Genomic DNA, 11,301 nt, shown 5'->3' with positions numbered 1-11,301 from the left:
GAACGGTAAGCATCGTTTCAGATACGGATCCGATTTGGTTCGGTTTGATCAAAATGGCATTGGCAATCCCTTTGTTGATCCCTTCGGCCAAGATATTGGCATTGGTAACAAACAAATCATCTCCGACAAGTTGAATACGTGAACCCAATTTTTCGGTCATAATTTTCCAACCTGCCCAATCCTCTTCTGCTAAACCGTCTTCAATCGATACGATTGGGTATTTGTCGCAAAGATTGACATAGTAATCAACCATCTCTTCACTACTAAGAGATTTTCCTTCACCTTTGAGCTCATAGCGACCGTTTACATAAAACTCGCTACTTGCAGGATCCATTGCGATTGCAATTTGTTCTCCAGCTTTGTACCCTGCTTTTGTAATCGCCTCCATAATGACCTGAATCGGTTCCTCGTTGTCATTTAAATCTGGCGCAAATCCACCCTCATCACCAAGCGCTGTATTGGCACCACGATCTTTGAGAATTTTTTTAAGGTTGTGATAAACCTCAGAAGAGGCACGTAGCCCTTCGGAGAAATCACTAAACCCGATTGGCATAATCATGTACTCTTGGAAATCAACGCTGTTATCCGCATGGCTTCCGCCGTTGATGATATTGAGCATCGGTACAGGAAGAACCATTGCATTCGCACCGCCAAGATAACGATAGAGTGGAATGCCGAGACTTTTTGCCGCCGCACGCGCAACCGCCATAGAAACACCGAGTACTGCATTTGCACCAAGATTTCCGTAATTTTCGGTTCCGTCAAGCTCTTTCATCACCGCATCAACCATCGCTTGGTTGTACGGGCTAAGTCCCATGATCGCATCGGCGATTTGCGTATTGACGTTTTCAACCGCTTTGAGAACCCCTTTGCCCATATAACGGCTATCATCACCGTCGCGCAATTCCAACGCTTCGCGTTTACCGGTACTTGCACCGCTCGGAACGACTGCACTTTCACGTGTTCCGTCACTTAACTGCACTGTTGCTTTTACTGTCGGATTCCCACGTGAATCCATTACTTCGATTGCACTTACTTCATCAATAAAAATCATTCGTCTACCTCACCTATATCAGATTCATCCATTACTATCAAGCCCGATACGCCCATAGCGGATTTAATTTTTTCTTCGACTTTGCGAGCCAATTCCGGCTCGTCTTTAAATTTTTGTTTGACGTTTTCACGCCCTTGACCCAATTTTACATCTTCAAAGCTGAACCAAGCTCCGCTTTTATCGATAATATCAAGTTTGACGCCGTAATCGACAAGCTCTCCCTCCTTGGAGATCCCCTCACCGAACATAATATCAAATTCGGCTTGACGGAACGGCGGTGCCACTTTATTTTTGATCACTTTGGCTTTTACGCGGTTTCCGATTTGACTTTCACCTTGTTTGAGCGTAGCGATTTTACGGACATCGATACGTACCGATGCGTAAAATTTCAGAGCGTTTCCGCCCGTTGTCGTTTCGGGAGAACCGTACCCCATTGTTCCGATTTTCATCCGAATTTGGTTGATGAAAATGATCGTACAATTCATCTTGTGTAAGATACCGGTCAATTTACGAAGTGCCTTTGACATCAAACGGGCTTGTACCCCCACTTGCTGGTCGTTCATCTCCCCTTCGATCTCTACTTTCGGGGTCAATGCCGCGACCGAGTCAACCACGATCAAATCTACAGCCCCGCTGCGAACGATCGTTTCGACGATATCAAGCGCTTGTTCGCCGTAATCAGGTTGGGAGACGAGAAGATTTTCAACGTCTACCCCTAAATTTTTAGCGTAACCGACATCAAGGGCATGCTCCGCATCGATAAATGCGCAAACACCCCCTTTTTTCTGACATTCTGCCGTAATTTGCAAACTAAGAGTCGTTTTTCCCGAACTCTCCGGCCCATAGATTTCGATGACACGCCCTTCGGGTACACCACCGATTCCGAGCGCCAAATCAAGCCCGATCGATCCGGTGCTGATTGCGTTGATGGGCTCAATCTCTTTGTCCCCAAGACGCATCAACGTCCCTTTTCCGAACGTTTTATCGATTTGCTTCATCGCCAATTCAAGCGATTTGAGTTTATTTGGATCCATCATGCGGTGCTCTCCTGAGACTAAAATGTTTTAAAGTTGCGTCATAATATGACAAATTGAAATATATTTTTAAAATATGACAAATTGCAATATTAATAATTCGCATTCTGGAATAGAGATATTTTAGCGTTATTTGGTTAAAATTTAATTGATTTGTCGTTTACAATAGGATTTTATGTGAAAAAAATGGTGATTGCCCACTCTCCGGATGCCGATGATATCTTTATGTACTATGCCATCAAATTTGGCTGGGTTACAAAAGAGAATACAACCTTTGACAACATTGCTTTGGATATTGAAACACTCAACACCGAAGCGCTCAAAGGGACCTATGACATCAGTGCCATCAGTTTTGGTCTATATCCCCATATTCGCAACGATTACGCTCTTTTACGTACAGCGGTCAGCTTCGGTCAGGGGTACGGTCCAAAACTGATCCGCAAAAAAGAGACTGTTCTCAAAAAACGATTCAAAGTCGCCCTCAGCGGAAAATATACCACCAATGCTCTCTTGTTTCGAATTGCCTATCCCGATGCAAAAATCGTCTATATGAATTTTTTAGAAATCGAACAAGCCGTGTTAGACGGAGTAGTCGACGCGGGAGTTTTGATCCATGAATCGATTTTAGGATACGATGATTCATTGGAAGTGGAACGTGAATTGTGGGATGTGTGGTGTGAGCTTGGCGGGAAAGATCTCCCTCTCCCTCTTGGGGGCATGGCAATACGCCGTTCACTCCCTCTCACATCCGCAATAGAGTATGAAAATATTTTGACCAAAGCGGTTCAAATCGCACGCGATCACAAAGAGAGCCTTTCTAAAATGCTAATGGAACGCAACCTTGTCCGTATTGACGCTCCGACGCTGGAGAAATATCTCGAACTGTACGCAAATGATGAGTCGATTACTCTGAACGAACAACAATATAAAGCGATCGAACTTTTGTTTGCACTCGGATATCAACACGGTTTCTTTGATGCTAAAATTGACCCAAAAGATTTTATGATCCCCCTCGAATACACCGAATTGAGGTATTCATAATGAGTGCGGTGGACTGCACGTGGGCTCTCTGCCGAAGAGAACATAGCGTTAGCGTAGCTATCGGGACGAGTTCCGATGGCGTAAGGAAATCATAATGATGCAGTCGGAATTGATCGGTCTTGGGATCGAAACATTCAAAATCGCTCTGATTTTATCGTTGCCCGTTCTATTGATCGGAATGTTTATCGGACTTGCCGTCAGTATTTTTCAGGCAACGACACAGATCAATGAGGCGACACTCAGTTTTATCCCCAAAGTTATCGGTATCGTTATCGTTATCGTCCTCACCATGCCATGGATGATGAATGAGATGCAGGACTTTACCATCCGTATGTTCAATATGATTCCGAATTTCATGCAATGAACACGAAAACCATCAATTTTTCCAAGTTCAGTTCGATTCGCATCGGTCCTACCGTCGACGTAGCGTTGATCGAAAACGATACCGTCCCGCAAGGGCATTTGATTATCGGTTCAGCCAACAATGTTTTAGTTTCCCCAACTCCGCCGCCGCTTATGATCCTCTCGAAAGAGTACGATTTTATCCGATTGGAAGATGACGCTCTTCATGTCGGTGCCGCAACGCCCGGTGGACGGGTTGTTTCGTTTTGCAAAAAAAACGATATCGCCCATTTCGAGTACCTCTCCAAACTCCCCGGAACGCTGGGCGGTATGCTCAAGATGAATGCCGGACTCAAAGAGTATGAGATTTTTAACCATCTCATCGCGATACGAACACAAAGCGGATGGAAGAAAAAAGAGGAGATCGAATACGGCTACCGAAAAACCTCTATTAATGAAGTGATTTTTGAAGCCGTGTTTGAAGCGGAGGTCGGATATTCCACCGAGCGCTATGAGATGTTCAACCAAATGCGTTCCAACCAACCCAGCGATCCGAGTGCAGGGAGCTGCTTTAAAAATCCGCCGAACGATTATGCGGGACGGCTGATCGAAGCGGTAGGGTTAAAGGGGATTCAGCATGGTGGGATGTCGTTTAGTAACGTTCATGCCAATTTTCTCGTCAATTTGGGAGGTGGTACCTATCACGATGCAATAGCCTTGATCCATGAGGCTCGAAGCCGTGTAAAAGAGACCTTCGATATTGATCTTCAATGCGAGATCGTTATCATTGATCAGAATTTATGACGATAAAATAATCTTTTGTATTGACTTTAGTCGTCAACTTTGTTAGAATGACGATGAAACTAAAATATTGTAAAGGATTAAAACATACAATGATTGTTAGTTATATCCGTCCCGATAAAGATTTCGACGGTGTTTATGAACAGCTAAAACTGATCAACGGCTATGCCGCGCAAAAAGAGATCACTATCGCCGAAGAGATGGTGGATCAAACGTCACAAAACAAACGACTCAGCGAACGCCATGAAGTAGTTCGGTTCTTCCGTTCTTTGAACGGTGATACGCTAATCGTTTATGATACGTGGACGTTAAGCAGCTGCATCGAAGATGTAGTTCAAATGTTTAGCTGTCTTCTCAAAAACAATAATACGATCCATTTTGTCAAACCGGGGGTCGTAATCGACCGTAAAAGTGATACAATGGTCGTTTTAGGTCTCATCGATCAGCTCCGTCAAGTGTTGCAAGATGATGCCAAAAAAGGGATTGGACGTCCGCGTGGCTCCAAATCATCTTCAAAGTTCGATATTTATTTGGAAAAAATCATCCAATTATTGAAAGAGAGAAAAAGTGTCAGCGAGATCGCACGGATTTTGGGTGTGAGCCGAAGCTCACTCAAAGACTATATAGAATCGCGCGAACTCAAAGAGGTCATAAGCGGTGTTAACGCTATCGGAGACGATATTGACGCCGAGGCAACAGTAATCGGAACAATCCGGTGTCCGATCGATGAATCAATCATATAATGGAGGTCGTATAATGAGTGAAGAAACAGTATCCCCTAAAGGGAAAGAGTATTTGTCCGGATGGACACCATGGCGGATTAAACGGTATTGGTTTTACGGGTTAGTGACCGTCGCCGCACTCGTTATTCCGTGGATTCGCATTGAGGGAAACCACCTCTTTTTGTTAAGCTTCGATAAACTGAAACTTCATTTGATGTTTATCCAATTTGATATGCAAGAGCTCTATTTAATGCCATTCTTGCTGATGATCCTCTTTATCGGTATTTTCGGTATCACCGTATTGGGCGGACGGGTATTTTGCGGATGGATGTGTCCTCAAACCATTTTCCGTGTCGTTTACCGTGATTTGATCGAAACAAAACTTCTCGGTCTTCGTAAACGGATCAAAAACAAACAACAAGAGCCCGATTATTCAAAACCAGAAAACAAAATTAAGCGTGTCGTCGCTTTGTTGATCTGGACAGGCTTGGCATTCATTGCCGCAGCCGATCTGATGTGGTATTTCGTCCCTCCGGAAGATTTTCTCACTTATATCCAAAACCCAATGGAACATACCGTTCTTATGGGTGCGATCATCATCATCGTCCTTTTCTTGGTCTATGACGTTATTTTCTTGCAAGAAAATTTTTGTATCTATGTATGTCCGTATTCACGTATTCAGTCGGTATTGTATGATGAAGATACCGTTATGGCGATCTACAATCCAAACCGTGGCGGTGAGATCTATAATGAAAATAAAGAGAAACTCTTTACCAAACAAAAAGATCTTCTTGCTGTCAATTCACATGCAGAATGTACGACCTGTGAAAGCTGTGTCACCGTATGTCCGACCCACATTGACATCCGTAAAGGGCTTCAGCTTGAATGTATCAATTGTCTGGAGTGTGTCGATGCATGTACCGAAGTTATGGGCAAACTCGGGAAACCGACTCTTGTAGAGTGGTCGAGTGAGAAAGAGACCCTTTTCCAAAAAGGAAAAACCCACTATCTCCGTCCGAAAATTATCGGGTATGCGGCTATCTTGATCATTGTCAGCGTTATCCTAGCGATGATGGGAAGCAAAAAAGAGTATATGCTTCTCAATATCAATAAAGAGAACCGCTTGTACTCCATTACAACCAATAATGAGGGTAAAACACAAGTTGATAATGCGTATACGTTCTTGCTTCAAAACACATTGAACGAAGATCACGACTACTATTTTGATGTCATCGCTCCTGCGGGAATGGAAGGTAAAATCAAAATTGCTGAGCCGGAAAAACCGTTCAAAGTTAAACCAGGCGTTGTCAAGAAAAAAGTAGTCGTACTCTACACCGATGAACTCTTGGTGAACGACGACCGCAAAGATACCGTGATCCCGATTACCATCAAAGCGTATGCAGTCGATGCGAAAGATAAAGTGGTTGTTATCCGACATTCAACCTTTACCTTCCCGCGTGCGGATATGCTCAAATAAAATTCTACTAAGAGGGGAATCCTCCTCTCTTAACCTTTATTTCACTCTTCCCATTTAGCTACAATACCTTTATGAAAAAAATAGCGATCATCGGCGGTGGCGCATCAGGGCTTATGGCGGCACTCGCAGCGGCACGTTCCGGTGCGAATGTTACCCTCTACGAACACAATAATGCCGTAGGCAAAAAGATATTGGCATCAGGGAACGGGCGATGCAATATCATCAATACCACAGTATCCTATCATGACTATGCGGGGAGCGATCCCCAATTTGTCACCTATGCGCTCAAGCAACTGAGTTTTCACTATTTTCAGAGTTTTTGCCACTCCATCGGACTTCTTCTCGATATCAAAGATGACGGACGTTGCTATCCGCTCTCCAATGAAGCCAAATCGGTATTAATCGCCTTCAAAAGCGCTGTAAGCGGCGCAGGTGTAACTATCCTTACCGAGTGTGCCGTAACGGCTCTCTCCAAAGAGAGTGCGGGATTTATCGTCACATCCGATAATAACAAACGCCGTTATGACAAAGTCCTCATTGCTACGGGATCCGAAGCGGCGCCTCAGCTCGGTGCAACTGCGGATGGATACACGTTTGCCCGCAATTTCGGGCATGAGATCATTCCACCCTACCCCAGCCTTGTGCAACTCCATCTATCATCCAAACATGCACCTAAAATGGCGGGCGTTAAAACGGTTGCCGAAGTGACTCTCTTGATCGACGGCAAAAGTAACACAACAGTAACGGGAGATATCCTCTTCGCCTCCTACGGCATTTCAGGGTTGGCAATCCTTGACGTTAGCCAAAAAGCCTCTTTTGCTCTGCTTCACAAACAACGTGTTAGTCTCTCTCTCAATCTATTGCCTCAGTTTGACACCCAAACACTGACCAACACTCTCGACAAGCTCTTTGCCTCAATTCCGAATCAAAGCGTCCAAAACGCTCTATGCGGACTTCTCCCTGCCAAGATAGTCACGTATCTCCTCGACGATGCACAAATTCCTCTGAGTGTTTGCGTATCGACGTTGGGTCCAAAAGAGATCAAAAAACTCGTTTATCTCATCCGAGAGTGGAAGTTTGAGGTAACCGATACACATGGGTTTAAACACGCTGAAGTGAGCGGGGGCGGTGTATCAACAGCGCAAGTGAATCACAAAACAATGGAATCAAAACTGGTTGAAGGGCTTTATTTTGCGGGTGAAGTGCTCGATATTGTCGGAAGACGCGGGGGATATAATTTTAACTTTGCATGGGCTAGCGGAATGATTGCGGGAAAAGAGATGGCCAAGTAAGCGCGCAAGCGCTCTTACTTATTTTTCGCGTAACGTTTACGATCGGTTGGATCCAACCATTTTTTACGCATACGGATGTTCAACGGAGTAACTTCGAGAAGTTCATCATCTTCGATCCACTCTAACGCACGCTCAAGGTTCATATCACGTGGCGGAACCAGTTTAATCGCTTCATCCGCTCCTGATGAACGGACATTGGACTGCGCTTTACCTTTGATCGGGTTAACATCAAGGTCGTTTGAACGGCTGTGCTCACCGATGATCATCCCTTTGTACACTTTCGTTTGCGGAGCAACGAAAAGGACACCGCGATCTTGGAGGTTGAACAATGAGTACGCCAATGCAACACCGTCTTCCATAGAGATCAATGCTCCGTATTGGCGGCTCTCAACATTCCCTGTGTAAGGGCGGAACTCCAAGAATGAGTGGTTCATAACCCCTTCACCTTTTGTATCGGTCAAGAATTGTCCACGGAAACCGATCAAACCGCGAGCAGGAATTTCGAACTCTATGCGGGTAAAGCCCTCACCCATCGGTACCATTGCTTTCATCTCTGCTTTACGGCGGCCGAGGCGCTCGATGATTGTTCCAGCGAAATCAGACGGAAGGTCGACAACAAGGTGCTCGAACGGTTCACATTTGACCCCTTCGATCTCTTTTACGATAACTTCAGGACGTCCGATACCAAATTCATACCCCTCACGGCGCATGTTCTCTGCAAGGATGGTAATTTGAAGCTCACCGCGACCGGAAACGATAAATTTACCCTCTCCGACTGTCTCGTAACGCATCGCTACGTTGGTGTTCATCTCTGCATCCAAACGCTCACGGATTTTGTTTGCCGTAACATGCTTACCCTCTTGACCTGCAAGCGGAGAGTCATTGACTGAAAACACAACGGTCAATGTCGGCTCTTCGATGTGCATCGGATCAAGCGGCATCGGATTACTTGGATCACAGATGGTATCCCCGACATCTACCGTCTCGATACCCGCAACAGCAACGATATCACCCGCTTCGGCTTCTTGAATTTCCATACGGTTCAATCCAAGGAATCCGATCAATTTAGAGATACGCCCTTTGATCATCTCTCCGTCCGCTTTTGCAAGGAGAATGTTATCCCCTTTTGCGATTTTACCGTTAAAAATGCGAGCAATACCGATTTTACCGACGTAGTTGTCGTAGTCAAGGGTGAAAACTTGCAATTGAGTCGGATTTTCAGCATCACCGGTCGGTTCAGGTACTTTTTCCAAAATAGTCTTGAACATACACGTGAAATCGCCGTCTGGCTCAGACATATCCATTTTCGCGATACCGTCACGCGCAGCAGCGTAAACGATCGGGAAATCGAGTTGATCTTCGGTCGCGTCCATGGCTACGAAAAGGTCAAATACTTCGTCAACTACACGTTCAGGATCCGCTGATGGTTTATCGATTTTGTTGATAACAACGATCGGTTTGATTCCAAGACCGAGCATTTTTTTAACAACGAATTTTGTCTGAGGCATAACCCCTTCGTAGGCGTCAACAAGCAATAAAGCTCCGTCAACCATTTTCAAAACACGCTCAACCTCACCACCGAAGTCGGCGTGGCCCGGAGTGTCGATAATGTTAATCTTGTACTCGCCGTAGCGGATTGCCGTATTTTTTGAAAGAATGGTAATCCCACGCTCTTTTTCAAGGGCGTTAGAGTCCATTGCTCTCTCATTTACTTGTTCGTGGCTTCCGAACGTTCCGGATTGCTTGAGCAATCCGTCAACAAGGGTGGTTTTACCGTGGTCAACGTGCGCGATTACGGCGATATTACGAATTTTTTGCATTGCTGTCCTTTAGATTAGGGCAAAGATTTTCGCGGATTATATCTCACATAAGGTTAAGGAAATGTTAAGGCAATTTTATACTCTTGCATTAGAACAGCCCTCTATACAATGGAATATTTTTTGCTTGTGTTACAACAATATCAACCAAAGAGCGTATTCTGTCCGCTCACCAAAAAGGATCATCGATGATCGCACAAACCAAAGAGACAAAAGACTCCCAGTCGTTGATCGAACTGCTGGGAGGAAATAGTAAAAAAACAGCCTCTTCGTCTTCGAACGACTTGTTTGCTAAGCTATTAAGCTCTTTTGGAATAACAGCCAAAACCGAAAATGCCAAAACACTCAAAACGGACGGTACCAATACAACCAAATCAAGCGACTTTAAAACGATCATCGACCCAAAAAACATTCCCGTGAAAGCCGGAGAGACAAAAACCGCCTCGTCAAAAACAAATACTGCCGAATTGCCGTCCTCTCAATTCAAAGAGCTTCAATCGCTTTTAGGGACAGATGAACAAACGATACTTTTGGGTATTTCAAAAGAGTTGATGGGATCATTAACGGAAAATCAGATGAAAACACTGATCCACAAAGCAAAAGATTATCTGAAAAATGAGATCACCTCAAAAAATCCCGACTATCAAAACGATTCCAAAGCGCTTCCGAAAACACTCGGAGGGTTAATTCAATTAGCCGATAAATTAGGTTTGGAACCGCAAAAAATCACCCTTGGGACATTGATTGCCGATCAGGAAGAAAAGGCCCAGTTTACTCCCGAACTGCTCTCTAAAACGTTGTTCGATACAAAAGCGATTGCCGCTTTACCGACTCAGCTATCCGAAGATACGGCAACCATTGAATCGATTACCCAATTATTGAGCGAATTTAAAAACAAAGAACAAAAGAAATCCGAAACGATCAGTGAAGATAAAACATCGGTTTCAGATGTATCCGAAAAACACGAAAAAGAGCCATTAAAAGCCCTTTTGCAAAAAATCGAGCATCCGCTAAAAAGCGAAGAAGAATCCTCTGCAACTCCGCAGAAAGAGAAAAATGAGACCATCACACCTGTCGCTGCGACTACACCAAAAAGCGATATGTTAATCGCTTTGCTCCAAGGCAATCTCGAATCCAAAGAGTCAAAATCCGAAAATGCCTCCCTCTCAAAAATCGAAGGGGAATCCCAAAAAATTTCCCATCTTCCAAAAGCAGACTCTTTGGAAGTGAAATCCAAAGAGGCCTCGCAAAGCATGCGTTATTTTGCAAATGATCTAAAAGAGGCCGTCCAAGAGTACAAACCTCCCTTCACCCGTCTCACGATGAAACTCAATCCGGAAAAACTGGGTGAAGTAGAGGTTACGTTGGTACAACGGGGAAATAACGTCCATGTGAATATCCAGTCTAACAATGCAAACAGCGTTGCCTTTTTGGCCCACAATGCTACCGAGCTCAAAGCTCAACTCGCTTCACAAGGGATCACCAATGCTACCATGAACTTCATGTCCGGCGGTGATGGGCAAAATAACCAGCAACAAGGTCAACAGCAGCAACAAGGACAACAAAATCGCTTCCGTGCTTACGAGTCGTTCGAAGAACTTCAACTCAACGAAGAGCAACTCAGTGCTCTAGAAATCATCATTCCACACTACGCCTAAGGAGATTATCATGGCAATCGACGCATACGGAAATACATTAACCTCTACCACCTCGTCAACCAC

The 11,301-nt window shown here is 44.6% G+C and carries 10 protein-coding genes; 7 read left to right on the top strand and 3 right to left on the bottom strand.

Features of this window, described 5'->3' with window-relative positions; all coding sequences use genetic code 11:
* Nucleotides 1-1,054 (bottom strand): phosphopyruvate hydratase (eno, locus tag JHC35_RS08565; RefSeq protein WP_295044233.1); only part of this gene is annotated, 1,054 nt, incomplete at its 3' end.
* Nucleotides 1,051-2,088: a recombinase RecA gene (gene recA / locus JHC35_RS08560; RefSeq protein ID WP_295044239.1), complete on the bottom strand. Its 1,038-nt coding sequence runs from the start codon at nucleotides 2,086-2,088 to the stop codon at nucleotides 1,051-1,053. The genes eno and recA, both read right to left, overlap by 4 nt.
* 177 nt (nucleotides 2,089-2,265) lie before the next feature.
* Here recA and JHC35_RS08555 point away from each other — a divergent pair, with 177 nt between their 5' ends.
* The 6 genes from JHC35_RS08555 (at nucleotide 2,266) to JHC35_RS08530 (ending at nucleotide 7,763) form a co-directional block, all read left to right on the top strand.
* Nucleotides 2,266-3,129, top strand: a complete 864-nt coding sequence (locus JHC35_RS08555; RefSeq protein WP_295044231.1) for an MqnA/MqnD/SBP family protein — start codon at nucleotides 2,266-2,268, stop codon at nucleotides 3,127-3,129.
* Between the two features lie 97 nt (nucleotides 3,130-3,226).
* Entirely contained in the window at nucleotides 3,227-3,493 is a 267-nt protein-coding gene (gene fliQ / locus JHC35_RS08550; protein ID WP_295044236.1) for a flagellar biosynthesis protein FliQ, read from the top strand.
* The gene (locus JHC35_RS08545; protein WP_295044228.1) at nucleotides 3,490-4,275 is read left to right on the top strand and encodes a UDP-N-acetylmuramate dehydrogenase; all 786 of its coding nucleotides are present in this window, start codon (nucleotides 3,490-3,492) and stop codon (nucleotides 4,273-4,275) included. The genes fliQ and JHC35_RS08545 overlap by 4 nt, the downstream gene beginning before the upstream one ends.
* Before the next feature lie 89 nt (nucleotides 4,276-4,364).
* Nucleotides 4,365-5,015, top strand: coding sequence for a recombinase family protein (locus tag JHC35_RS08540; protein WP_295044225.1), 651 nt, complete (start codon nucleotides 4,365-4,367; stop codon nucleotides 5,013-5,015).
* 13 nt (nucleotides 5,016-5,028) lie between these two features.
* Nucleotides 5,029-6,471 carry a cytochrome c oxidase accessory protein CcoG gene (gene ccoG / locus JHC35_RS08535; RefSeq protein WP_295044223.1) on the top strand — a complete coding sequence of 481 codons (1,443 nt, stop codon included), beginning with the start codon at nucleotides 5,029-5,031 and terminating at the stop codon, nucleotides 6,469-6,471.
* A gap of 71 nt (nucleotides 6,472-6,542) precedes the next feature.
* Nucleotides 6,543-7,763 carry an NAD(P)/FAD-dependent oxidoreductase gene (locus tag JHC35_RS08530; protein WP_295044221.1) on the top strand — a complete coding sequence of 407 codons (1,221 nt, stop codon included), beginning with the start codon at nucleotides 6,543-6,545 and terminating at the stop codon, nucleotides 7,761-7,763.
* A gap of 14 nt (nucleotides 7,764-7,777) precedes the next feature.
* Here JHC35_RS08530 and typA read toward each other — a convergent pair whose 3' ends face one another.
* The gene (gene typA / locus JHC35_RS08525; protein ID WP_295044219.1) at nucleotides 7,778-9,583 is read right to left on the bottom strand and encodes a translational GTPase TypA; all 1,806 of its coding nucleotides are present in this window, start codon (nucleotides 9,581-9,583) and stop codon (nucleotides 7,778-7,780) included.
* A 185-nt stretch (nucleotides 9,584-9,768) separates the two neighbouring features.
* Here typA and JHC35_RS08520 point away from each other — a divergent pair, with 185 nt between their 5' ends.
* Complete coding sequence (locus JHC35_RS08520; protein ID WP_295044217.1) at nucleotides 9,769-11,238, top strand: flagellar hook-length control protein FliK; 1,470 nt, start codon at nucleotides 9,769-9,771, stop codon at nucleotides 11,236-11,238.
* The last annotated feature ends 63 nt before the right edge of the window (nucleotides 11,239-11,301 follow it).

Source organism: Sulfuricurvum sp. (assembly GCF_022759005.1).
Taxonomy (GTDB): domain Bacteria; phylum Campylobacterota; class Campylobacteria; order Campylobacterales; family Sulfurimonadaceae; genus Sulfuricurvum.
Note: the sequence above shows the minus strand (reverse complement) of the source record. Positions and strands in the feature narration are given on the sequence as shown.

Excerpts from the sequence above, each read along its gene's own strand:
- recA (WP_295044239.1), bottom strand. The coding sequence starts at position 2,088 with ATGGATCCAAATAAACTCAAATCGCTTGAATTGGCGATGAAGCAAATC.
- fliQ (WP_295044236.1), top strand. The coding sequence starts at position 3,227 with ATGCAGTCGGAATTGATCGGTCTTGGGATCGAAACATTCAAAATCGCT.
- JHC35_RS08545 (WP_295044228.1), top strand. The coding sequence starts at position 3,490 with ATGAACACGAAAACCATCAATTTTTCCAAGTTCAGTTCGATTCGCATC.
- JHC35_RS08540 (WP_295044225.1), top strand. The coding sequence starts at position 4,365 with ATGATTGTTAGTTATATCCGTCCCGATAAAGATTTCGACGGTGTTTAT.
- ccoG (WP_295044223.1), top strand. The coding sequence starts at position 5,029 with ATGAGTGAAGAAACAGTATCCCCTAAAGGGAAAGAGTATTTGTCCGGA.
- JHC35_RS08530 (WP_295044221.1), top strand. The coding sequence starts at position 6,543 with ATGAAAAAAATAGCGATCATCGGCGGTGGCGCATCAGGGCTTATGGCG.
- typA (WP_295044219.1), bottom strand. The coding sequence starts at position 9,583 with ATGCAAAAAATTCGTAATATCGCCGTAATCGCGCACGTTGACCACGGT.
- JHC35_RS08520 (WP_295044217.1), top strand. The coding sequence starts at position 9,769 with ATGATCGCACAAACCAAAGAGACAAAAGACTCCCAGTCGTTGATCGAA.